The sequence below is a fragment of the Mesorhizobium sp. M0618 genome (assembly GCF_040320765.1).
In the GTDB taxonomy this organism is placed as follows: Bacteria; Pseudomonadota; Alphaproteobacteria; order Rhizobiales; family Rhizobiaceae; genus Mesorhizobium.
Genome location: NZ_JAMYQH010000032.1, coordinates 45086 through 69434, shown reverse-complemented (window position 1 = coordinate 69434; position 24349 = coordinate 45086). Strand labels below are relative to the sequence as shown.

Sequence of the window (24349 nt, the reverse complement as noted above, 5' to 3'; positions counted from 1 at the left end):
CGCCAATTTCAAATGTTGCAAGAGAAGCGGCGTGGCTGAAGCTGCCAATCTCCCCCCTTGAGGGGGAGATGTCCGGTAGGACAGAGGGGGGCAGGCCTTGATACCAGCCTCCGGCTCTTATCAGCTCGCTAACGTCACTGTTCATCAATCACTGACGTCGGGCCTTAATGCAACTTACGATAATGACGGTTTCGCGCTGGCCGACATTGCCGTCGCCGACGGCAAGGTCTCCAGCATTGCAGCGCATGGCAAATCGAGGGCACGTGCCGATGCCATCGACCTCGCCGGCCGTATAATCCTGCCATGCTTCGTCGACTGCCACACGCATATCGACAAGGGCCATATCTGGCCGCGAACACCCAATCCCGACGGCACGTTCTTGGGCGCGCTGAATGCCGCCGGCGCCGATCGTGTGGCACGCTGGGGCGCCGAGGACGTTGCCCGGCGCATGGATTTCTCGCTGCGCTCAGCCTACGCCCATGGCACCAGGGCGCTGCGCACGCATCTCGACAGCGTCGCGCCGCAGGAGGAAATCTCCTGGCCGGTGTTCGAGGCGATGCGCGAGACATGGCGCGGCCGCATCGAGTTGCAAGGCGCCTGTTTGCTCGGCATCGAAGGCGTGCGTGACAAAAAGTGGTTCGACAGACTGGCAAAAAGGGTTGCCGCGGCAAAGGGCGTGCTCGGTGTCGTCACCTATATGGTGCCGGACCTCGAAGAACTGCTCGACCATGTCTTCGCGCAAGCCATCAAGCATGGCCTCGATCTCGATTTCCATGCCGACGAGACCGACGATATCTCCGCCATATCGCTGAAGAAGATCGCCGAGGCCGCTCTTTGGAACGGTTTCGAAGGCAACATCCTCGTCGGCCATTGCTGTTCGCTGGCGCGCCAGCCGGACCTCGATGTGCTCGACACGCTGGACAAGGTGGCGAAAGCGGGGCTCGCCGTCGTCTCGCTGCCAATGTGCAACCTCTATCTGCAGGACCGGCGCGGCGACCAAACCACGCCGCGCTGGCGCGGCGTGACGCTGCTGCACGAGATGAAGGCGAGGGGCATTCCGGTGGCAGTCGCTTCCGACAACACGCGTGATCCCTTCTACGCCTATGGCGATCTCGACATGCTGGAGGTCTACCGCATGGCGACGCGCATCCTGCATTTCGATCATCCGGTCGCCGACTGGCCGCAAGCGGTCACCGCGACGCCGGCCAGGGTGATGCGGCTTGATGGCTTCGGCACGCTTGCCGCCGGCGGCGATGCCGATTTTGTCCTGTTCAAAGGCCGAAGCTGGACGGAATTGCTCTCGCGGCCCGAATCGGAGCGCATCGTGGTGCGCGGCGGCAAGGCGATCGACCGGCAATTGCCCGACTATGCCGAACTCGACGAACTGATGGTGGAATGATGGACGTTTCGGCGCTCAAACGCGATCTTGACGGACTCAAGGTCGACGACAACCCGGCCATCGTCCAGCAGAAGAGCCGTGACTTCTACTGGTACAGCCCGGTGCTGAAGCAGCAACTGGACCATGTCACCGGCGATCTGATCGTGACGCCAAGGAATGAGACCGAACTGATACGCGTGCTTGCTACGTGTCATCGCCATGGTGTGCCGGTGACACCGCGCGGCAGCGGCACCGGCAATTACGGCCAGGCGATGCCGCTCTCCGGCGGCGTCGTGCTCAACCTTGCCGAGATGAACGAGATCAAGTCGATCGCACCGGGGCGCGTGGTGACCGGACCGGGGGCCGTTCTTGCCGATATCGACAAGGCGACGCGGGCGCATTCCGGGCAGGAGCTGCGGCTGTCGCCCTCCACCTACAACACCGCCTCGATCGGCGGCTTCATCGCCGGCGGTTCGGGCGGCGTCGGTTCGATCAATTTCGGCGGATTGCGCGATTTCGGCAATGTGCTGCGCCTGCGGGTGGTGACCATGGAGGCCGAGCCGAAAGCGCTCGAACTCACCGGCGAGGATCTGCACAAGGTGACCCATGCCTACGGCACTAACGGCATCATATCGGAGGTCGAGATGCCGCTGACCGCGGCCTATGAATGGATCGACGTCATCGTCGGCTTCGACGCTTTCATGGATGCGGCCCGCTATGGAAATGCACTGGCGTGCCAAGACGGTATCCTGACCAAGCTGATCACGCCGATAGCGGCACCCGTGCCACAGCTTTATTTCAAGCGGCATCAGAAATTCCTGAAGCAGGGGCAGAGCATCTGCGTCGTCATGGTGGCGCGGCACGGGCTGGATGACTTCCTGGCCTTTAATCGCCGTGCCGGCGGCGAGGTGATCTTCAATGCAGCCTCAGCGACGCTGGACGAGAAAAAGGGCCTGCCACCGGCCTATGAGCTGGCCTGGAACCACACCACACTGAGGGCGCTGCGCGTCGATCCTTCGATTACCTATCTGCAGTCGCTCTATCCCTTTCCCAAGCAACTGGCGCTGGTCGAAAAGATGGATGCGATGTTTCCGGGCGAGGTTTTCTCGCATCTGGAATTCGTACGGCTGGACGGCAACATCACCTGCTTCGGCCTGCCGCTGGTCAAGTTCACCAGTGAAGCAAGGCTCGACGAGATCGTGCGGCTGCATGAGGAGAATGGCTGCCCGATCTTCAACCCACATCGCTACACGCTGGAAGAGGGCGGCATGAAGCAGACCGACGCGGTGCAGCTTGCCTTCAAGCGCGAAACCGATCCGCAAGGCCTGCTCAACCCCGGCAAGATGATCGCCTGGGAGAACCCGGACTATGACTACCGGTCGGGCCGGACATTCTTGTTCAAGGGGTTGCAGAGGATGGGATGAGGACAGGTTTGCGCTTGAACACCCCCCTCTGTCCTGCCGGACATCTCCCCCGCAAGGGGGGAGATTGGCAGCCTTTGAGTCGCGACCATTCTGCGGCGTCGACAGTTGGCGAAAGCGATACGGCAGTCCGATCTCCCCCCTTGCGGGGGAGATGCCCGGCAGGGCAGAGGGGGGTGCCTCGCACTGACCTTGCGGATATTCCCCTGTGAACATCCTCGTCCTTTACGCCCATCCGGTCGAGACTAGCTTCAATGCCGGCCTGCACCGCATGATCGTAGAGCGGTTGACGGCGGCGGGCCATACGGTCGATGACTGCGACCTCTACGCGGAGGATTTCGATCCGCGGATGACGCGGCAGGAAAGGCTGGGCTACCACAATCCGCGCGGCGCCGCTGACGCTGCCGCACCTTATGTCGAACGCCTGCTGCGAGCCGATGCGCTGGTGCTTTCCTATCCGGTCTGGAACTACGGCTTTCCAGCGATCCTGAAAGGCTTTTTCGATCGCGTCTTCCTGCCCGGCGTGTCGTTCAAATTGGTCGACGGCAAGGCGCAGCCGTCGCTGCACAACGTACGCAAGGTTGCCGCGGTGACTACCTATGGCGGCAGCCGGTTCCGCGCCATGCTGATGGGTGATCCGCCGCGCAAACTGATCAAGCGCATGCTGCGCGCCACCGTCAAACCGGGCGCACCGGTGAGCTATCTTGCACATTATTCGATGAATCTGTCGACCGACAGCACGCGCAAGACCTTCATGGCCAAGGTCGCGGCACGCATGGATGCCTTCTGATGCGCGCGCTGGTGGTCTACTGCCATCCGGTGCCGGACAGCTTCTGTGCGGCAATTCGCGACACCGCCATCGACGTGCTGATGCGACGAGGCTGGGAGGTGCGGCTGCTCGACCTCTATGCCGAGAAGTTCGACCCGGTGATGGGTTGCGACGAGCGACGCTCCTACAATGACCAGGCGCCGCAGGACCCGGCGCTGAAGCCGCATTTCGAGCTGCTCAACTGGGCCGAAGCGATCCTGTTTGTATATCCGACCTGGTGGTACGGACTGCCGGCGATGCTGAAGGGCTGGCTCGACCGGGTGTGGGCGACGGACGTCGCCTTCAAGCTGCCGGCCGGCAAGGGGCGGATCAAGTCGCTGATGACGCATGTGACCAAGGTTGGTGTCATCACTACCTGCGGCGCCCCGACCTGGTGGAGCGTCGTCGTCGGCCAGCCGGGACGCAAGACCCTGCTGCGCGGCATGCGGGCGCTATGCGCGACGCGCAGCCGGACGTTTTTCCTGGCGCACTATTTGATGGATGCCTCGACGCCGGCGACAAGGGCGGCGTTTCTGGCGAAGGTGCGGGCAAAGCTGGAGCGGTTTTGAGAAGCGGGGTCTCGTAGGGCGCTTTCCCCACCCCGTCCCGCAATCTCCGCTCCGCTCCGACCGCGAGCCGACCCTCCCACAAGGGGGAGGGTAAGAGGCGCTACATCCTTGTCCGCTCCGATTTCGGATCGTACATCGGCTTCAGCGAGGCTTCCGCCGCAAAGCGCTCGCCGGCGATCTCGATTTCGTAGGATGAAGCCAGCACATCCGCTTCGCTCTCGCCCTGGCATGGCACATAGCCCAGCCCGACCGCGCCGCCGAGATGATGGCCGTAATTGCCTGAGGTGATCGGACCGACGATCTTGCCGTCGCGCAGGATCGCCTCGTTGTGGAAGAGCAGGGGCTCCGGATCCTTCAGGCGGAACTGGACGAGCCGGCGTGACAGGCCGGCTTCCTTCTTGCGCAGCACGGCATCGCGGCCGATGAAGTCGCCCTTGGCGGTCTTCACCGCGAAGCCAAGGCCGGCTTCCAGCACATTGTCTTCATCGGTGATGTCGTGGCCGAAATGCCTGAAGGCCTTTTCGATGCGGCAGGAATCCAGCGTGTGCAGGCCGCAGAGCTTCAGGCCGCCTTCGGCGCCGGCCTCATCGATCGCCTCGAAGACATGAGCCGCCTGGTCGGTCGAGACATAGAGTTCCCAGCCGAGTTCGCCGACATAGGTGACGCGGTGGGCGCGGGCCAGGCCCATGCCGATCTCGATTTCCTGGAACGTGCCGAACGGATTTTTATCATTGGAAAAATCGTTGGGGCTGACCTTCTGGATCAGCTTTCTTGCGTCCGGGCCCATCAGGCAGAGCACGCTTTCGGCCGCCGTCACGTCGGTGACGACGACGAACTCGTCGGCGACGTGCTTGCGCAGCCAAGCCAGGTCGCGCTGCAGCGTGGCGCCGGGGACGACGAGGAAGAAAGCCGTTTCCGACAGCCGCGAAACCGTCAGGTCGCTCTCGATGCCGCCGCGCTGGTTGAGCATCTGGGTGTAGACGATCTTGCCCGGCGCGACGTCCATGTCGTTGGCGCACAGTCTTTGCAGGAAAGCGCTGGCGTCGCGGCCCTCGACACGGATTTTGCCGAAGGAGGTCATGTCGAACAGGCCGACGCCATTCCTGACCGCGAGGTGTTCTTCCCGCTGGTTGTCGAACCAGTTCTGGCGCTTCCAGGAATGGCGGTATTCGCGCTCCTGGCCCTCGCGAGCGAACCAGTTGGCGCGCTCCCAGCCGGCGACTTCGCCGAACACGGCGCCGCGCACCTTCAGATGCTCGTGCAGCGGCGAACGCCTGACATTCCTCGAGGTCGCCATCTGCCGATAAGGGAAATGGTCGGCATAGAGCAGGCCGAGCGTTTCCGAGACGCGTTCCTTCAAATAGCGGCGGTTCTTCTGGAACGGCTGGGCGCGGCGGATGTCGACTTCCCACAGGTCGAACGGGGCTTCGCCGTCATTGATCCACTGCGCCAGCGCCATGCCGGCGCCGCCGGAGGAGACGATGCCGATCGAGTTGTAGCCGGTCGCCATCCAGTAGCCGGACAGCTCCGGCGCCTCGCCGAGATAGTAGCGGTCGTCGGGCGTAAAACTCTCAGGACCGTTGAAGAAGGTGTGGATGCCGGCGGTTGCCAGCATCGGCATGCGGTTGACGCCCATTTCGAGGATCGGCTCGAAATGCTCCATGTCCTCCGGCAACTGGTCGAAGCAGAAATCCTCGCTTATGCCGTCCATGCCCCAGGGTTTTGCCACCGGCTCGAAGGCGCCCAGCATCATCTTGCCGGCGTCCTCCTTGTAGTAGGCGCACTCGTCCGGCACCCGCAGCACCGGCAGACGGGTGAGGCCGGGGATCGGTTCGGTGACGAGGTAAAAATGCTCGCAGGCATGCAGCGGGATGGTGACGCCGTTCTGCGCTCCCAGTTCGCGCGCCCACATGCCGGCGCAGTTGACGACGATGTCGGCTTCGATCGTGCCTTGGTCTTCGCCCTGTGCCCAGGACACGCCGCTGACGCGGCCGGCCTTGGTATGGACCTTGGTGACCTTCACGTTCTCGACGATGGTGGCGCCGCGCTGGCGCGCGCCCTTGGCCAGCGCCATGGCGATGTTGGCGGGGTCGCACTGGCCGTCGAGCGGCAGATGAACGGCGCCGACGACATCGGAAACATTGAGATGCGGGTACATCTCGCTGACTTCCCTGGGCGAAATCTCGCGCACGTCGACATCGAAGGCACGCGCCAGCGACGCTTGCCTGTAGATCTCGTGCTTGCGCTCCTCGGTCAGCGCCACGGTGATCGAACCGACCTGGCGCATGCCGGTGCCGACCTCGGTCTCGGCTTCCAGCTTGACGTAGAGATCGGCGGAATATTTGGCCAGCCGTGTCATGTTCTGCGAACCGCGCAACTGGCCGATCAGGCCGGCGGCGTGCCATGTCGTGCCCGACGTCAGCTGTTTGCGTTCGAGAAGCACGATGTCGGTCCAGCCGAGCTTGGCCAGGTGATAGGCGACCGAACAGCCGGAAACGCCGCCGCCGATGATGACCGCTCTTGCTTTGGCGGGAATTGCCTTGGCGGTCATGCTGCCTCGCGACGGTAGCTGGAAGCAAAGCGGCGCAGACGAAGTGCAGCTTCCTGCAGCACGGGTTCGGGCTGGCAGAGGCTGATGCGAATGTGGCCGGCGGCCGCTTCGCCGAAGCTGGAGCCGGGCATCACGCCAACCTTTTCGCTGTCGAGCAGGGCCCAGGCGAATTTCTCGTCGTCCGGTTCGACGGCCGAGATGTCGAGCATGACATACATGCCGCCCTCCGAACCGCGCACGGTGACATCGTTCATGCCCCGCACGGCGTCGAGCAAGACGGTGCGGCGTGCCGCGTAACGTTCGGCGATCTCCTTGACGCCGTAACGGTTCTCCAGCGCCTCGGAACAGGCGATCGAGATGAAGGCCGGCAGGCCGTAGGTCGTCACCAGATTGAGATTGATCATGAGCGTGATCATCTCCTCCGGTCCCGTCAGCCAGCCCATGCGCCAGCCGGTCATGCCGTGGCTCTTGGACATCGAATTGATGACCAGCGTCCGCTCGGCCATCCCTGGCAGCGAGCGCGGCGAGACGTGCTCGCCGCCGCCCAGCGTCCAGTAGACTTCGTCCGACAGCAGCCAGAGGTCGTGCTCCCGGCAGACTTCTGCCAACTGCTCCAGCCGCTCGCGCGAATAGACAGCACCTGTCGGATTGTTCGGCGTGTTGATCAGGATGGCGCGCGTGTTCGGCCGGATTGCCGCGCGGATCATGTCGGCACGTGGCTGGAAGCCATCCTCGGCCGGTGTCTCGACGACGGTGAAATCAGCGCCTGCGGCGCTGAACGTGTTGGGATAGGTGGCATAATAGGGCGCCACGACGATAGCGTGATCGCCCTGGTCGAGCACGCCCTGCACCGCGGCGTAGAGTGCGGCCTGGCCGCCCGGCGTGGCGATCACCTGATCCGGCGACGTTTCGACGCCGGTGCAGGCGGTCGAGGCCGCCGCCATCGCCCTGCGCAGGCGCGGCAGGCCGGGAAGCGGGGTGTAGTGATGATTGCTGCCGCGAACCGCGGTCACACAGGCTTCGATCGTCGGCGAAGGCGTGTCGAAATCATGGTCGCCGACCGACAGCATGATGATGTCTTCTCCGGCCTCCTTGCGCGTCCAGGCGGCGAAATGGACTTCCCAGCCGTCCTTGCCCGAAGGCACGATGCCGGAAATACGCGATGATGGTCTAGGCATGCAAAACCCCCGAAATTTCGTAGCCGGCCTGTTCGAGCCGGTCGCGCAGGGCGGCGATGTGCGGTGGTCCGACTTCGCAGCAGCCGCCAACGATGCTTGCCCCAGCCTCGACCCAGCCGATCGCCTGGTCGGCATAGGCATCCGGGCCAAGGTCGTGACGGGCGTGCAGCACATCGACGGTGCCGCCGTGCTTGAGTGCTTCGGTTGAAGTGAAGCCATTGGCGTAGGCGCCGACCGGGCCGCCGAGGTCGATCAGTTCAGGCAAAGCCGCGGCGATTGCTTCCGGCCGGCAGCAATTGACCAGCCGCGCGGCGACTGCCAGGCCATCGAGCGCGCCTGCCGCGGCGGCTATTGTCTCGCCGCTGCGCAGCCGTGGCTTGCCGTGGTCGGCCAGCGTCCACGACACCCATACCGGCTTGCCGCTTTCCGATGCCGCGGTGACCGCCGCGCGGGCTTCGTCCGCCGACGCCATGGTTTCACACAGGAACAGGTCGACGCCATCGGCCTGCTCGGCAACGATGTGGCGGTAAATATCGAGCGTGTCCTCGAAGGAAATGGTCAGTGCCGGTGCATAGCTGCCGAAAAGCGGCGACAGGCAGCCGGCGATGGCTGCATCGCCGGCCTCGTCGCGGGCCTGCCTGGCCAATTCGATGCCGCGCTTCTGCAATGGCTTGAAGAGGTCTTCCGCGCCCTCGCGCGCCAGGCGTTCGGGTGTCGCAGAATAGGTGTTGATGGTGATGACACGTGCGCCGGCACGGATGAATTCCGCGTGCAGGTCGCGCACCAAATCGGGTTCGTCGATCAGCACCCTGGCCGACCAAAGCGGTGTCGGCTCGGATTTGCTGCGGCGGACCAGTTCCTGGCCCATCCCGCCATCGGTGAGGATGATTTTCTTCATGCGCGCAGCCTTTCGTTCTTCGGATCCCACAGCGGTTCATCCTTCTGCACGATCGCCTGAAAGCGGTCACCGAAGATTTCGACCTCGACTGATGTACCTGGTTCGGCCAGGTCGGCGCGCAGCATGCCGAGTGCGATCGACTTGTCGATGCGATGACCCCAGCCGCCCGACGTCGTCTCGCCGACGATCTTGCCGTCATGCCAGAGTGTAGAAACTGACGGAGCGTCGCAATCGCCGGGGTTTTCCACCACCAGCGTGACGAAGCGCTTCTTCACGCCTTGCTGCTTTTCGTTCTGGAGTGCCGCCTTGCCGCGGAAGTCGGGCTTGTCCCATTTGACGAAGCGCTCCAACCCGCCCTGCAGGATCGAATAGTCGGTCGACAGGTCGCCCTTCCAGGTGCGGTAGCCTTTTTCGAGCCTGAGCGAATCCAGCGCATACATGCCGAACGGCTTCAGCCCATGCTGTTGTCCCGCCGCGCAGATGGCATCGAAGATGGCGGCGGTGTCGTCGATCCTGGTGTGGATTTCCCAGCCGAGTTCGCCGGCGAAGGAGACGCGCACGAGTTTGGCCCAGCGACCGGCGATCTTTGTCTCCTGATGCGTCAGCCATGGCAGAGTGAGGTCGGCTTCGCAGACATCAGCGAGGATTTTTCGCGAGTTCGGGCCTGCCAGGATCTGGGTCGAGAATTCCTCGGTCCGATCGATCAGCTTGAAGGTCGCATCTTCAGGCATGCGCGATTTCAGCCACTCGAAATCATGCCATTGCGCGACCGCCGCGGTGATCAGCGTCATCAGGTTGTCGTCGTGGCGCACCACGGACATTTCGGTGACGATACGGCCCTTGTCGTCGGCGAAATAGGCCAGGCCGATGCGGCCTGGCTTCGGCACCAGCCCAGTGACCTGCAGGCTCAGCCATTCGGCGGCACCCGGGCCTTCGAGGTTGAAGCGCGAGAAGCCCGGCAGGTCCAAAATGCCGGCGGCATCGCGCACGGCCAGGCATTCTTCACGCACACGATGGTGCCAGGGTCCTTCGCGGCGGAAGGTCAGCGTCGCTTCCTCTGAAATATCATCGCCCTCTTGCGCATACCAGGTGGCGCGCTCCCAGCCATTATAGGCGTCGAAGCGGCCGCCGAGCGCCTTGATGCGATCGTGGATCGGCGACAGCTTGCGGTCGCGGCCTTCCGGCCAGGCATGGCGCGGGAACTGGATGGCGTATTCGTTGCCGTAGATCTCCATGCCCTTGGCGACGCAATAGTCCGGCGCCGCGGCAAAGGAGGTGAAGCGGCGCGGGTCGCATGACCACATGTCCCATTCGGTCTGGCCCTCTGTCACCCATTCGGCCAGCACCTTGCCGGCGCCGCCGCCCTGGGCGATGCCGAAGGTGAAGACGCAGGCCTCGAAGGCATTGGGAACGCCGGGCATCGGGCCGATCAGCGGATTGCCGTCCGGCGTGTAGGGGATCGGGCCATTGATGACCTTGGACAGGCCGGCGGTGCCCAGGATCGGCACGCGGGCGACGGCGTCGGCCAGATAATGTTCGAGCCGGTCGAGATCGTCGGGGAACAGCTGGAAGGAAAAATCCTCCGGCATCGGGTCGTTGTGGGTGGCCCAATGCGCGCGGCAATTGCGCTCATAGGGGCCGAGATTCATGCCGTTCTTCTCCTGGCGAAGATAGTAGGAGGTGTCGACGTCGCGCAGCAGCGGCAGTTTCTTCCCCTGTTCCTTCGACCATGCCGCCAGTTCGGGAATCTCCTCGAACAAAATGTACTGATGGCTCATCACCATCATCGGCACGTCGCGGCCGAACATCCGGCCGACTTCGGCGGCGCGGTAGCCGGCGGCATTGACGACGATCTCGCAGCGGATCTCACCTTGTGCCGTCTCGACCACCCATTCGTCGTTCTCACGGCGCACGCCTGTGACCGGGCAGAAGCGGATGATCTTCGCGCCCATGTCGCGCGCACCCTTGGCCAGCGCCTGGGTGAGCTGCGCCGGATCGATGTCGCCGTCGCTCGGGTCGTAGAGCGCGCCTTTCAGGTCATGCGTCTCGATGAAGGGATAGCGACGCTGGATCTCGTCGACACCGACAATGTCGATGTCCATGCCCTGGTAGAGGCCCATGCCCTTGGCGCGCTGAAATTCCTGCATGCGCTCTTTCGTGTGGGCAAGGCGCAGCGAGCCGGTGACGTGATAGTTCATGGGATAGTCGACCGCGTCGGCCAGCCCGCGATAAAGCTCGGTCGAATAGCGCTGCATGTTCATCAGCGACCAGGACGAGGAGAAAGTCGGCACGTTGCCAGCGGCATGCCAGGTCGAGCCCGAAGTCAGCTCGTTCTTTTCCAAGAGCACGCAGTCGGTCCAGCCCGCCTTGGCGAGATGGTAGAGCGAGGAGGTGCCGACGGCACCGCCTCCGATGATCACCACGCGCGCCGTGCTCGGCAAACCCGCCATGTTCTTCTCCAAACTTGAACTCAATAGACGGGTGGTGAAACCACCCAGATGACAATTGCCGGCTCGGCACCCGGATTGCGCCAGCGGTAGGGCTTGCCTTCGAAGCGAAAGGAGTCGCCCTCGCCAAGCCGATGCCAGACACCTCCGATCTCGATGTCGAACAGTCCGGACGCGACGTATCCGGCTTCCTCGGTCGGTCGCTGCGCCTCGGCCTTCAGTTCCGCGCCTGGCGCGAAGACCGAACGCACCATCTCGAAGCTACCGCCGAGATCGGGCGACAGAAGCTCCTCCACCAGGCCGGATTCGCTTGTGCCAAGCGTGCGGCGCCTGCCGGCGCGCACGACCACGCCGCGCTCGCTTTCGACAGGTACGTCATGGCTGAAGAACAGGCTGATCGGCACGCCGAACAGTTCGGCGAAGGCCCTGAGGTCACCGAGCGATGGCGTCGACAGGCCGCGTTCGACCTGGCTGACCCAGCCGACGGAACGGCCAAGATTCAGGCCAATCTCGGCGAGTGTCAGCCCGCGCGCCTTGCGCAGGGCCCTGATGTCGCCGGCCAGCACGCGTTCGTCAGGTCCCTGCAATGTTCTTGCGGTAGTCGAAGGCAAAACGCTCTCTTCATGAAAAAATCCGCTCAAATTTCATGAGAAATCAAGCTCATGAAAAAATCAAGTAGATTTTCACGGATGCACAAGATTTGCTTGCGCGATTTTGATGGTTCATGCAAAGGCTCCGCCGAGAGCGGCGAGTGGGGACGTCCGATCGAGACAAAGGGTAAGGGACGGCCCATGCTGGAAAATAACCCCCGAATTGCGGGCGCTGCCGAGATTGTCGACGAGGCGATCCTGTCGCGCCGTTCGGTGCGCGCATTCCTGCCCGACATGGTCGACGACGACACCATCCGCGCCATTCTGGCGGTTGCGGCGCGCGCCCCATCCGGCACCAACATGCAGCCATGGAAAGTCTATGTCACCAAGGGCGAGAGCAAGCAGCGGATATCAGACGCCATTCTCAATTCCGGCATTCGCGCCGAAAAAGCCGATTGGGACGAGTACCGGTATTATCCCACCCAGTTCTTCGAGCCGTATCTGACCCGCCGCCGCGCCAACGGTTTCGGCCTCTATGGCGCGCTCGGCATTGGTCGCCGCGAGGTCGACAAGATGCGCGCCCAGCACGACCGCAACTTCGTCTTCTTCGACGCTCCGGTCGGCATGATCTTCACCATCGACCGCCGCCTCAACCAGGGCTCGTGGATTGACTACGGCATGTTCCTGCAGAACATCATGGTCGCAGCTAGAGGCAGGGGTCTGCACACCTGTCCGCAGGCGGCCTTCGCGCCCTATCACCGGCAGATCAGGCCGGTGCTCGACATTCCGGACGAAGAGATCGTCGTCTGCGGCATGGCGGTTGGTTACGAAGATACGTCAAAACCTGAAAACGCCTTCCGCACCGACCGCGTGCCGCTGGAAGAGTGGGTGACGTTCAGCGAGTAAGCCAGCCAGCTTCATTCCGTGTTCATCTGTGCGCCGTGGCCGCTGACATGGACGCCGTCTTGCGGCGTCAGCTTGAGGTAGGCAAGCAGCGCGCAGAGCGTGATGACGCCCTCGATCACGAACAGGATGCGAAAGTCGTCGGCGACGGCAGGGCCGCCGCCCGCCAGAAACGACAGTGCCGCGGCGGCCAGGCCAACGCTGATCGCCACTGCCAGCTGCCATAATATGTAATAGAGCGCGCTGAAACGGGCGAGCTGCTCGGGCGCGATGTCGGAATAGGCGAGGTTGCCGGTCGAGGCCCATTGCGCGGAGCGGAAGACGCCGAAGACGAAGATGTAGGTGAGCACGATCCATACCGGCGTCGTCGCCTGCATCAGCGCGAAGCCGGCAACCAGGGCGGCGACGATGGGCGTGTTGTAGACCAGCACGCGGCGAAAGCCGAAACGGTTGAGGACACGCGGCATGAAGAACCGCATGGCCACGGAGCCGACCGCGGCGACGAAGGTCAGCGATCCCGCCTGAACCGCGCTCATGCCGAAGCCGAGCTGGAACATCAGCGGCAGCAGGAAGACGACGGAGCTGAGGCCGATCGTGTCCAGCCCGCCACCGGTGAGGAACGAAATGCGGAAGGTACGGATGCGCAACAGCTTGAGATCGAGCAGCGGATTGCGCACGCGCAGGCAGTAGAACGAGGCGATGGTCAGGATAACGAGCGCCAGCGCCAGTTCGGCGGCGATGATGCCGCCCGCGGCATCCTTGGCGGCAAGCGAATCCATGCCGAAGACCAGCAGGACCATGCCGCTGCCGACCAGCAGGAAGCCCGGAAAATCGAACGGCGTGCGCACCGGCTTGGTCATCGTCGGAAACAGCGAGGCGGCAAGAATTGCCGCAGCCAGCGCGAACGGCACGTTGATGAAGAAGATCCAGCGCCAGGAAATGTAGGTGGTCAGCGCGCCGCCGACGAGCGGACCGACCAACGGTCCGGACTGGCCGGCCAGCGAGATGTACATGTTGATCTTCAGCGTTCGGCTGCGCGGAAAGGTCGACAGGATGACGACCTGGCCGAGCGTGCCCATCAAGGCGCCGCCAAAGCCTTGCAGCGCGCGGGCGCCGACCAGCGTCCAGATGTTGTCGGACAGCCCGCAGAGCGCCGACGAGGCGGCGAACACCAGCAAGGCAAAGCAGTAGACGTTGCGCAGTCCGAAGCGGTCGGCGGCCCAGCCGCCAAGCGGCATCGAGATGATCAGGCTGGCGACATAGACGGTAATCAAGAGGCCGAGCTGGCTGGGCGGACGCCCGAGGCTTTCGCTGATGCCCGGCAGCGCGGTCACCACGACATTCTGGTCGAGGCTGGTCATGAACACGCCGCAGGCGACCGTTAGCGGCAGCAGGAGCAAGGCTCTGGCCGGCACATCGGCGCGATCCGTGGCGCCGGCGGATAGTTCTGCGGTCATGGAGATGTTCGAACCAAACGAATGTGCCGACTCTTGAAGAAGGGATTTCATATCCCTGGGCCGGTTGGGCGGCCACGTTTTCGCACCATGGGCGCCTGCGGCCAGATTCTCTAGCGGCAGAACCGGCTGGCCTTGATGCCAGAAGCAGGAGCGATGCGACCGTTCGGCGCCGCCGCCTACTGCACCTCGTAGCCGACTTCCTCGCTGGCGTGGCAGAGCGCCTTCCAGAACGAGCGTGCAAACGAGCGGAAGACATAGGTGTCGAACTGGTCGGCGCCGGTGCGTTGGATCTGGGCGAAGACATCGTGATGGGTGGTCGAACGGCCGGCGCCGATGGGAAAGGCCGGCAGCGAAAAGTCGATGGCGAAGAATTTCGCCAGTACCCATTCGGCCTTCGGCCCGGCAATGCGGATGGCGGTGCGGCCGTGCGAGAGGTCGGTCACCGTGCCGATGGCCGGGGGCACCGCCTTGGCAAAGGCTGCTGCCAGCCCTTCGGCCTCGTCGGCGACCGTGAACTTTCCCGGCGCGAAGCCGAAAACCGACTTCACGCCGTCGCTCAGGCCGCCGCCGGCGCCATCGGGCAGGGCAAGCCCGGTGACGGTGCGGATGGCCGCGATCAGCTTCTTCTCCTCGCCGGGCCAGGCGGCGAGCTGCACGATCGACCCCGGCCTCGTCTCGGTCAGGATGATCTCGACGCCATGCTCGAAATTGCCGTGCGAGCCGACGTGGAATTCGGGCTCAAGCGGCGACAAGGGCTCGGGTGATTGGCGCTCAACCATGCATGCGGCTCCCGTCCGGATCGAAGAAGTGATTGGAGACGATCTCGACCGGTCCGAAGCGGTTGCGCAAGGGGTCGGAGACATGGGCGCGCGTGCCCTGCCGTGCCTTGCCGCCCTTGACCAGCGCCAGCGCGATATGCTTGCCGAGCGCCGGCGAATAGCAGCAGGCGGTAATATGGCCGATGGAGTCGTGCGGATTGGCTTCGTCAACCTCCTCGACGATGTGGGCGCCACCGTTGAGCGGCCGGTTATCGAGGGCGATCAGGCCGACCAGTTCTAGGCGGTCCGATGCGATCAAGCCTTCGCGGTCCATCATCGCCGAGCCGATGAAAGGCTTCTTCTTCGACAGCATCCAGTCGAGATGCAGGTCGCGTGCCGTGGTGCGGCCATCGATCTCGGCGCCGGTGACATGGCCCTTTTCGATGCGCATGGTGCCCAGTGCCTCGAGCCCGTAGGTGACCAGCCCGAACGGCTTGCCGGCTTCAACAAGCGCTTCCCAGACATGGGTGCCGAAGCCGGCGCCGGAATAGACCTCGAAGGCCATTTCACCGGAGAAGGACAGCCGGCATATCATCACCGGCACGCCTGCTATATCGCCACGCACGATGCCCATGAAGGGCAAGGTGGCATTGTCGACCCCGGTGCCGGTGACGCAAGCGGCAAGGATCTGCCTGGCCCTCGGCCCGCCGATCGCGGCACCTGCCCATTCGTCGGTCACCGAGGTGACGTGGACTTTCAGCTCCGGCCAGATCACGTCGAGGAAATATTCCAAATGCTGCATCACCTTGCCAGCATTGGCCGTGGTGGTGGTCATCAGAAAATCCTGCTCGCCGAGCCGCCATGTGGTGCCGTCGTCGAAGGCAAGGCCGTCCTCGCGCAGCATCAGGCCGTAACGTGCCTTGCCGACGGCCAGCGTCGAAAACATGTTGGTGTAGACACGGTCGAGGAATGCGGCGGCGTCGGGGCCCTGCACGGCGATCTTGCCCAATGTCGAGACATCGACGATCCCGGCGCTTTCGCGTGTCGCCTTGGCTTCGCGCACATAGGCCTGCTCGACCGTTTCGCCTGAAAGCCCGTAGATCATAGGGCGATACCAGAGGCCGGCGGAATACATCGTCGCGCCATTGGCCAGATGCCAGTCATGCATCGGCGTCAGTCGCTCGGGCTTCAGGTCGCCGAAGCGTTCCGCCGCCAGCGAGCCGATCGACACCGGCGCAAAAGGCGGCCGGAAGCGTGTCGTGCCAACCTCGGGGATCGGCTTGCCCAGCGCTTCGGCGATGATGGCCAAGCCAGGCACGTTGGAGCTCTTGCCCTGGTCGGTCGCCATGCCGAGCGTGGTGTAGCGCTTGAGATGCTCGACCGAGACGAAGCCTTCGCGGTGTGCAAGTCGCACGTCTTCTGCCGTGACGTCGTGCTGGAAATCGACAAAGCTCTTGCCCTTGGCCCTGATCTCGAACACCGGTGCCGGATCGGGATCGCCAGGTGCTGCTTCGACCGTCGGCAGCACGGCCGGCGTGCTCGTTCCACCGGCGGCGGCGAGGCCGGCGGCGCGGCCTTCGGCGATGGCCTCGGCGGTGGAAAAACTGCCAGTGAAAGCGCCGGCGCCAATCCAGCTCTGTGTCGGCTTTGGCGGCAGGAAAGCTTGCCGCGCGGCGTTCCATTCCGCCTTGGCACCGGCCTGGCTGGCCAGATGGATGGTCGGCGACCAGCCGCCCGACATCAGCAGGCAATCGGCGTGGATGCTGCGGGCATCACCGATGAGCGTGCCATTGATCATGTCGAAGCGCTGCAGTTTGAGGCCGGACAGCGCCTTGCCGCCTTCGGTGGCGACGACGGCATGGCCGGCGAAGATCTCGGCCTCCGCTTCCGCGGCCAGCTTGCGCGTCTCCGGCGAAAGTTCCGGCCTGACATCGGCGATGGCGACGACCGCGGCACCGGCCTTCTTCAAGGCGACGGCCGCCCGATAGGCACTGTCATTGTTGGTGAACAGTGCGATCCGCTCGCCCGGCAGCACGCCGAATTCGTTGACATAGCGCTCGGCTGCATGCGCCAGCATCACGCCTGGCCGGTCATTGCCGGGGAAGACCAGCGGCCGCTCGAACGCACCAGTGGCCAGGACCACGGATTTGGCGCGGATCGCCCAATAGCGATGGCGCGGCTCGCCCTTGCCTGGCTGATCCTTGTGGTCGCTGACCCGTTCGAGCGCGGCAAGCGTGTTGTTGTCGTAATAACCCCACACCGTGGTGCGCGGCAAAAGCCGGACATTGTCGCGGCCTTCGAGCTGGGCGACGGTGCGACGGGCCCAGTCTGCGGCCGGCGCGCCGTCGATCGTCTCATCGGACCAGTTGGCCGAGCCGCCGAAACGCGGCTCGAGATCGGCCAGCATGACGCGGGCGCCCTGATCGGCGGCAGCCTTGGCGGCCATCAGGCCGGCGGGGCCGGAGCCGACCACCAGCACGTCGCAAAAGGCGTTCATGCGTTCGTAGCGGGCCGGGTCCTTTGCCGATCCGGCGCTGCCGAGGCCGGCGGCGCGACGGATGAAGTGTTCGCAGAACATCCAGAAGCGCGTGCCTTTGAGCGGACCGAACACCGGTCCCATGAAGGTCTTGTAGTAGAACCCGGCCGACAGGATCTTGCCGCCGAGCTGGTTGACGGCGTTGATGTCCCAGGCAAGCGAGGGAAAGCGGTTCTGGCTGATGGCAACCAGGCCGTCATGGATCTCGACCATGGTCGCTGGGATGTTGGGTTCACGAACCTCGCCCTTCAGCACCGTCACCAGCGCGTTGGGTTCCTCGACGCCGGCTGTGAGCAGGCCGCGCGGGCGGTGGTATTTGAACGAACGTCCGTAAAGCGTGACGCCCTTGGCCAGCAGGGCTGACGCCAGCGTGTCGCCGGCATGGCCGGTGTAGGCCGCGCCATCGAAGGTGAAGCGGATGGTTTTCAGCCGGTCGATGCGGCCGCCGGTGTCGGTGCGGCGCGGGCTCATGACTTGTCCTCCGCCTTGCGGCGCGCGGCGGAGCCATGATCGCCGCGCCCTTGATGATCACCGCGCACAAAAGCAACGCTGGAAATCTCATGCGTCAGCGTGTTGCGCACGACGCGCAGATGCGTGCGGCAACCGCCGGAATGCTGCCAGATCTCGTTGTGATCCCCGGCCGGGTTCAGCCTGTCATAGACATAGGCGTTCCACGCCTCGAAATTCTGCGAGGCGGGGTCGGGGCGCTCACGGTTGCCGTCACCCTGATAGGTGAACTCGATGACGTCGCGCGGGCCGCAATAGGGGCAAGTGATCAACATTGAACTCTACCTAATGCCTAATGCAGCCGCGGGTTTGCACCCTGGCCCTTGTCGTCGATCACCAGGCCGCGGTGGAAGCGGTCGAGGGTGAAGGGGGCGTTGAGATCGTGCGGCTGGTCCTTGGCGATGGTCCAGGCGAAGCACCAGCCGGAAGCCGGCGTCGCCTTGAAGCCGCCATAGCACCAGCCGCAGTTGAGATACATGCCGGGCAGGGGGCCGGTGGTGATGATCGGCGAGCCGTCCATCGACATGTCGCAAACACCGCCCCAGGAGCGCAGCATGCGCACGCGCGCAAGGCCCGGAAACAGCGCCAGCATTTCGCTCATCACCTCGTCGACGACGGGCAAATTGCCGCGCTGGGCGTAGCTGTTGTAGCCGTCGATGTCGCCGCCATAGATGAGGCCGCCCTTGTCCGACTGCGACATGTAGAAATGGCCCATGCCGAAGGTGACGACCGTGTCGATGAAGGGTTTCAGCGATTCGGTGACGAAGGCCTGCAGCACATGGCTCTCGATCGGCATTGTCTCGATACCGGCAAGCTGCATGACACGCCCGGTGCTGCCGGCGACCGCAACGGCCACCTTCCTGGCGCGGATGTCGCCACGGGACGTCGTCACGCCTGAAATGCGGTCGCCGTCGCGCAGGAAGCCGGTGACCTCGCAGTTTTCGATGATGTCGACGCCGCGACGGTCGGCGCCGCGCGCATAGCCCCAGGCCACCGCATCATGGCGGGCGGTGCCGGCGCGTCGCTGCATCAGGCCGCCAACCACCGGAAAGCGCGCGCTGTCGGAGATGTCGAGCGCCGGAATCAGACGTTTGATCTCAGCCTTCGTCATCAGTTCGGCATCGACGCCGAGATGGCGCATGGCATTGCCGCGTCTTGCATAGTCGTCGAACTGGGCCGGCGTGTGCGCCAGGTTCAGGCAGCCGCGCTGCGAGAACATGACATTGTAGTTGAGCTCGTGCGAAAGGTTTTCCCACAGCTTCATCGAGTGTTCGTAGAAGCGGGTGTTGGCCGGCAGCAGATAGTTCGAGCGCACCGCCGTTGTGTTGCGGCCGACATTGCCGGAGCCGAGCCAGCCCTTTTCCACAACGGCGACATTGGTGATGCCGTGTTCCTTGGCAAGATAATAGGCGGTCGCCAGCCCATGACCGCCGCCGCCGATGATGATGACGTCATAGGACGCCTTCGGGTCCGGCTTGCGCCATGCCGGCTTCCAATCCTTGTTTCCCTTGAGCGCGTTCGCGAGCAGCGAAAAGGCCGAGTACTCTGCCATTGATGTCATCCGGTTCGGGCGATGCGGCAGACTATAGAGCAGGCCGCACCGGCAAAGCCAATATTGCGCCATCGCCTTTCGACTGGCCGACGCATCGGTCAGGGGATCAATGGGGTCTGGGCTCAATGAGAGTCAGGATCAGTGAGGTCAATGATCGGATGAGTCCGCGATGCGACGGCTTGCCCCATGATAGGGCCGTCTTTATCAAGGACAGGCTTTCAAATTGCCTTCGCCGCCGATGAGTCGCCAACAAATCATGCTTTTCCGATTGCTTCGTCTCATTTTGATCCTCACGCTTGTCGTCTCGGCGCCGCTGTCGTTCGATGCGGTGGCACAGGGGCTTGGCCAGGCGCCTGCCGGACTGGTCGCCGACCAGCAGAAGATCATCCAGGCGCTGACGACCAAGACCGACAATTTCGAGAAGCAGATACAGCAGGACGGCGAGGAGGATAGCAGCCTTGTCGATATCCGCTTGCAACTCGAGGAGCTGTCGCGGCAATCGCTGAACAGCGCACTGGCCTTCCGTACGCGTCTTGGCGAGATCAACAGCCGTCTTGAGCAGCTTGGCGCGGCACCTGCCGCGGGTCAGCCGCCGGAGCCCGACATCGTCAGCGGCGAACGCGAGGCGCTGGTGTCGGAAAAGGCGGAGATCAATGCCGTCATTGCGCAAGCCCAATCGCTTTCGATCCGCATCAGCGGGCTGATCGACAAGATCGGCAACATGCGCAGCGAGCTGTTCCGCAATGTGCTCACCAAGCGCTATGTGCTGTCCGACGCGCTCAGCCCGCAGGTCTTTTCGGACGCCAGGGACGAATTCGGCAATTTCTACAAAGCGGTGTCGTCATGGCTAAGCTTCGCTTTCAAGTTCAAGTTCCAGGCCATTCTGGCGGCAACCTTCGTGGCGCTCGGGCTGGCGCTGGTGCTGCTGGTCGGTGGCCGGCGCCTGTTCGGGCGCGTGTTCGAAGCCGACCCTGCCAATGAGGATCCATCCTATCTCAGCCGCTTGTCGGTGGCCTTCTGGTCGACCTTGCTGCCGACGCTGGCGGTTGGCGTGTTCTTGGCCTCCACGGTGTTCTTTTTCAACTATTACAATGTGTTGCGTGGCGACATCGGCCTCTTCCTGAATGCGCTCGCGGCCGTCATCGGGGTGGTGTTCTGCGTCAACCGATTGACCAATGCGGCGCTCGAGCCGCGGCTGCCGAATTGGCGCCTTATCCCCGTCGAGACAGGTCCGGCGCGCTGGCTGGTGCGGCTGACGACCGCCATGGCCGTGGTCATCGGCGTCAATTATTTCCTGTCGGTCATCAACGACAAAATGGGCTCGCCGCTGTCGCTGACCATCGCCCGCAGTTTCGGCGCCACCATCATCGTCGGCGTCATCCTGATCCTGATGGCGATGCTGAGGCCGTTCAAGGCGCGTGACGGAAGCTGGCGGCCTTGGCCGGCATGGCTGCGCTATACGGCGCTTGCGCTCGGTCTTTTCACCATCGTCGCGGCGCTGCTCGGTTACATCGGCCTTGCTCTGTTCGTTTCGTTGCAGGTCGTCGTTACCGGCACCGTGCTGATCACCGCCTATATCGGCTTCCTGTCGGCGCAGGCGATCGGCGAGGAGGGTGCTTTCGCCAACACGACCGTCGGGCGCTGGCTGTCGGCCAAATCCAGCTACGAGGATACAGCCCTCGACCAGCTCGGCCTTGTCGTCAGCGTTGCCATCAATGTGATGATCGTGCTGGTGTTCCTGCCGTTGATCCTGCTGATGTGGGGTTTCCAGCCCGGCGATATCCAGGCCTGGGCCTACAAGCTCGCAACCGGGATCAACATCGGCTCGGTGACGATCTCGGTCACCGGCATCCTCTCCGGCATCGTCGTCTTCGTCATAGGCTATTTCCTGACACGCTGGTTCCAGGGCTGGCTCGACGGTTCCGTGATGGCGCGTGGCAAGGTCGATACCGGCGTGCGCAACTCGATCCGGCTGGCGGTCGGCTATGCCGGCGTCGCGCTCGCGGCACTGGTCGGCATCTCGGCGGCGGGCATCGACCTGTCCAGCCTGGCGCTGGTCGCCGGCGCTCTTTCCCTCGGTATCGGCTTTGGCCTGCAGAACGTGGTGTCTAATTTCGTTTCCGGCCTGATCCTGTTGGCCGAACGGCCGTTCAAGGTGGGCGACTGGATCGTTGCCGGCGATGTCAGCGGCACAGTCAAGAAGATCAGCGTGCGCGCCACCGAGATCGAAACCTTCCAGCGGCAATCGGTGATCCTGCCCAACTCGAACCTGATCAACAATGCCGTCGGCAACTGGACGCACCGCAACAAGCTCGGCCGCATCGACATCAAGGTCGGCGTCGCCTATGGCAGCGACGTCAAGCAGGTTCATGCCGTCCTGCTGGAGATCGCCCGCAGCCACCCGATGGTGCTGAAGAACCCCGAACCCTTCGTGCTGTTTTCCAATTTCGGCCCTGCCGCCCTGGAATTCGAGATCCGCGTGTTCCTGGCCGATGTGATGAACGGCAACATCGCGCAGAACGACATCCGTTTTGCCGTGCTTGAAAAATTCAGCAGCGAACACATCGAGATGCCCTCGACGCCACGCGCCGTGGTCGAGGCCCACAAGCCCAAGGCCTGGCCGACAGACGACGACAAGATCGAGGCCGACTTCGCCGAACAGGAGCAGGTGAAGGCCGAAGCCGAGGCGGAGAAGAAGCGACTAGTCAAGTCCCGCAAAACCAGGAAGCCAGATCCGGACTAGGCTGGGAATCGGTGGGTCTCAACCATCGAAAGCCGATTGCGGCATGAATGGGGCATTCAGTTGCGGTTCAGCTTCCATCTCATATAAGCTCCATGCAAAGGCGAAAATGCCTTGCGAAATGCAACAGAGGCGGTGGGAACACCGATATTGCACCATGTGGAAGTCTCTCGTCGCTGCCGTCGCCCTGGTCGCCGCTATCGGCTCGGTCCATGCCGCGAGCGCGGTCAACAAGGACGCCGAGACCCGAACGCTGGTCGTCACCGAGGGCGGCAGCAAGACCGACCTTGCGTTGGCCGGTGGCGAAACGGTTGAGTTCTGCCCGAATGGCTGCTTCGTCACCTTGCCCAATGGCGACCTCGAAGCCCTGACCGGTTCGGAAACCGTCGAGATTTCGGGCGGTGTCGCCCGCATCAAGTAATCCTGGCGTCACGATTGCGGAGGCCGGGAATTTGCCCGGCCTTTTATCGTTTCCGGTAGCGGTTGTTTAACAATGACGCCGGAAATACCCCCATGGCAGCCGTCTGCAACCGTGCGTTTTAACGTTCGCTACGTCATCGCCCGCTATACCAGCCTCAAGACGCCGAAAAGCGGCGCGCAACTCTACGCGGGCAGGTAGGACATGGATGCGCGGTCGGACAGGAACGCAATACCGCTTGCGGTCGATCTCGACGGCACGCTGATCGCGACCGACCTGTTGTGGGAAGGGCTGTTCATCCTTCTCAAGAAGAACCCGCTCTATATCTTCCTCGTGCCTTTCTGGGCCGCCGGCGGACCGGCGCGGCTGAAGCAGGCAATCGCGCAGCGCATCGACATCGATCCGGCATCGCTGCCCTATCGCGAGGTGCTGCTTTGCCGCCTCCGGACCGAGCATGCCGAAGGCCGCAAGATCGTGCTGGCGACCGGCACGCCGCGCAAGTTCGCCGATGCCATCGCGGTCCATCTCGGCATTTTCGACCAGGTGCTGGCCACCGATGGTCTCGCCAATCTCACCTCGGGCAGGAAGCGCGCTTCGCTGATCGCAGCCTATGGTGATGGCGGTTTCGACTATGCCGGCAACAGCCGTCACGATCTCCAAGTCTTTGATGCAGCGCGCAACGCGATCGTCGTCGCGCCCGACCGCCATGCCGCGCGCTGGCAGGCGGCACATGGCGCCGAGACGATGCCGGCGCCGAAGCCGACTTTGCGGACCATCGTCAAGATGCTGCGTGTCCATCAGTGGCTGAAGAATTCGCTGATCGCAGTGCCGATGGTGCTCTCGCACGAATATTTCAACACCGACATGATCTGGCAATGCCTGCTGGCATTCGTCTCGTTCAGTGCGGTGGCATCGGCCATCTACATCCTCAACGATTTCTTTGACCTCGCGCTCGACCGCAAACACCTCACCAAGCGCAACAGGCCGTTCGCCAGCGGTGCGCTGTCCATCCCGTTCGGACTTGGCGCGATTGCGATGCTTTTGGCGATCGGCTTCGGCACCGGGCTGTTCTTGTCGCACGAATTTCTGGCTGTGCTTGGCGGCTACATGGTCGTCACCACGGCCTATTCGCTGTCGTTCAAGCGCATGCTGCTGGTCGATGTGCTGACGCTCGCCGGCCTCTACACGATCCGCGTCCTGGCCGGTGCGGCGGCGACCGGCGTCGACGTCTCGTTCTGGCTGCTGGCCTTCTCTATCTTCTTCTTCCTGTCGCTGGCGCTGGTGAAGCGCTTCGTCGAATTGCGCACCACCGCCATTCCGCCTGGCGAGCGCATTGCCGGCCGCGGCTATCGCACCGAAGACCAGGAGATCGTCGCCCAGGCCGGCATGGCCTCGGCCTTCTCCTCGGCGCTGGTGCTGGCGCTCTACATGGACAGTGTCGCGGTGCGGGAGCTCTATCCGCATCCATGGCTGATCTGGCCGCTGGCGCCGATCGTGCTTTATCTCACCATGCGCGTCTGGATCCTGGCGCGCCGCAACGAGATGCATGACGATCCGGTCGTGTTCATCATCCGCGACTGGCGCAGCCAGATCGTGGTGCTGATCGGTGCGGTGATGCTGGTCATCGGGGGCTGGTAG

18 protein-coding genes are annotated in these 24349 nt (G+C 63.5%); 8 read left to right on the top strand and 10 right to left on the bottom strand.

Annotated elements, in window-relative coordinates:
* Positions 1-97 precede the first annotated feature (97 nt).
* The 4 genes from NKJ04_RS27495 to NKJ04_RS27480 all read left to right on the top strand — a co-directional run bounded on the left by NKJ04_RS27495 (position 98) and on the right by NKJ04_RS27480 (position 4176).
* Entirely contained in the window at positions 98-1399 is a 1302-nt protein-coding gene (locus tag NKJ04_RS27495) for a cytosine deaminase (protein ID WP_352678335.1), read from the top strand.
* Positions 1399-2802, top strand: a complete 1404-nt coding sequence (locus NKJ04_RS27490; protein ID WP_352678359.1) for an FAD-binding oxidoreductase — start codon at positions 1399-1401, stop codon at positions 2800-2802. The genes NKJ04_RS27495 and NKJ04_RS27490 overlap by 1 nt, the downstream gene beginning before the upstream one ends.
* Positions 2803-3007: 205 nt before the next feature.
* Complete coding sequence (locus tag NKJ04_RS27485) at positions 3008-3589, top strand: NAD(P)H-dependent oxidoreductase (RefSeq protein ID WP_128304399.1); 582 nt, start codon at positions 3008-3010, stop codon at positions 3587-3589.
* Positions 3589-4176, top strand: coding sequence for an NAD(P)H-dependent oxidoreductase (locus NKJ04_RS27480; RefSeq protein ID WP_352678332.1), 588 nt, complete (start codon positions 3589-3591; stop codon positions 4174-4176). The genes NKJ04_RS27485 and NKJ04_RS27480 overlap by 1 nt, the downstream gene beginning before the upstream one ends.
* Positions 4177-4276: 100 nt before the next feature.
* Here the strand turns inward: NKJ04_RS27480 and NKJ04_RS27475 are convergent, their stop codons facing one another.
* The 5 genes from NKJ04_RS27475 to NKJ04_RS27455 are packed head-to-tail and all read right to left on the bottom strand — an operon-like array spanning position 4277 to position 11861.
* On the bottom strand, positions 4277-6727 hold the full coding sequence (locus NKJ04_RS27475) for a GcvT family protein (protein ID WP_352678330.1): 2451 nt from the start codon (positions 6725-6727) through the stop codon (positions 4277-4279).
* The gene (locus NKJ04_RS27470) at positions 6724-7905 is read right to left on the bottom strand and encodes a pyridoxal phosphate-dependent aminotransferase (RefSeq protein ID WP_352678328.1); all 1182 of its coding nucleotides are present in this window, start codon (positions 7903-7905) and stop codon (positions 6724-6726) included. The genes NKJ04_RS27475 and NKJ04_RS27470 overlap by 4 nt, the downstream gene beginning before the upstream one ends.
* The gene (locus NKJ04_RS27465) at positions 7898-8803 is read right to left on the bottom strand and encodes a homocysteine S-methyltransferase family protein (protein WP_352609498.1); all 906 of its coding nucleotides are present in this window, start codon (positions 8801-8803) and stop codon (positions 7898-7900) included. The genes NKJ04_RS27470 and NKJ04_RS27465 overlap by 8 nt, the downstream gene beginning before the upstream one ends.
* Positions 8800-11253, bottom strand: a complete 2454-nt coding sequence (locus NKJ04_RS27460) for a GcvT family protein (protein ID WP_352629334.1) — start codon at positions 11251-11253, stop codon at positions 8800-8802. Before NKJ04_RS27460 ends, NKJ04_RS27465 begins: the two co-directional genes overlap by 4 nt.
* Before the next feature lie 20 nt (positions 11254-11273).
* Positions 11274-11861: a helix-turn-helix domain-containing protein gene (locus tag NKJ04_RS27455; RefSeq protein WP_502895795.1), complete on the bottom strand. Its 588-nt coding sequence runs from the start codon at positions 11859-11861 to the stop codon at positions 11274-11276.
* A gap of 180 nt (positions 11862-12041) precedes the next feature.
* Between NKJ04_RS27455 and NKJ04_RS27450 the strand changes: the two genes are divergently transcribed.
* Complete coding sequence (locus NKJ04_RS27450; RefSeq protein WP_352609502.1) at positions 12042-12746, top strand: nitroreductase; 705 nt, start codon at positions 12042-12044, stop codon at positions 12744-12746.
* Between the two features lie 11 nt (positions 12747-12757).
* Here NKJ04_RS27450 and NKJ04_RS27445 read toward each other — a convergent pair whose 3' ends face one another.
* From NKJ04_RS27445 to NKJ04_RS27425, 5 genes are all read right to left on the bottom strand, one after another.
* Positions 12758-14200, bottom strand: coding sequence for an MFS transporter (locus tag NKJ04_RS27445; RefSeq protein WP_352439855.1), 1443 nt, complete (start codon positions 14198-14200; stop codon positions 12758-12760).
* Positions 14201-14376: 176 nt separating this feature from the next.
* The gene (locus NKJ04_RS27440) at positions 14377-14979 is read right to left on the bottom strand and encodes a sarcosine oxidase subunit gamma (protein ID WP_352609505.1); all 603 of its coding nucleotides are present in this window, start codon (positions 14977-14979) and stop codon (positions 14377-14379) included.
* Entirely contained in the window at positions 14972-17965 is a 2994-nt protein-coding gene (locus NKJ04_RS27435) for a sarcosine oxidase subunit alpha (RefSeq protein ID WP_352609508.1), read from the bottom strand. Before NKJ04_RS27435 ends, NKJ04_RS27440 begins: the two co-directional genes overlap by 8 nt.
* Positions 17962-18276, bottom strand: coding sequence for a sarcosine oxidase subunit delta (locus NKJ04_RS27430; protein ID WP_023812338.1), 315 nt, complete (start codon positions 18274-18276; stop codon positions 17962-17964). The genes NKJ04_RS27435 and NKJ04_RS27430 overlap by 4 nt, the downstream gene beginning before the upstream one ends.
* A 17-nt stretch (positions 18277-18293) precedes the next feature.
* Positions 18294-19553, bottom strand: a complete 1260-nt coding sequence (locus tag NKJ04_RS27425) for a sarcosine oxidase subunit beta (protein ID WP_023812337.1) — start codon at positions 19551-19553, stop codon at positions 18294-18296.
* Positions 19554-19809: 256 nt separating this feature from the next.
* Here NKJ04_RS27425 and NKJ04_RS27420 point away from each other — a divergent pair, with 256 nt between their 5' ends.
* From NKJ04_RS27420 to NKJ04_RS27410, 3 genes are all read left to right on the top strand, one after another.
* Positions 19810-22296, top strand: a complete 2487-nt coding sequence (locus tag NKJ04_RS27420) for a mechanosensitive ion channel family protein (RefSeq protein ID WP_023812336.1) — start codon at positions 19810-19812, stop codon at positions 22294-22296.
* Positions 22297-22450: 154 nt separating this feature from the next.
* On the top strand, positions 22451-22714 hold the full coding sequence (locus tag NKJ04_RS27415; RefSeq protein ID WP_023812335.1) for a hypothetical protein: 264 nt from the start codon (positions 22451-22453) through the stop codon (positions 22712-22714).
* Positions 22715-22915: 201 nt separating this feature from the next.
* A complete protein-coding gene (locus NKJ04_RS27410) occupies positions 22916-24349 on the top strand; it encodes a UbiA family prenyltransferase (RefSeq protein ID WP_023812334.1) in 1434 nt (477 codons plus the stop codon).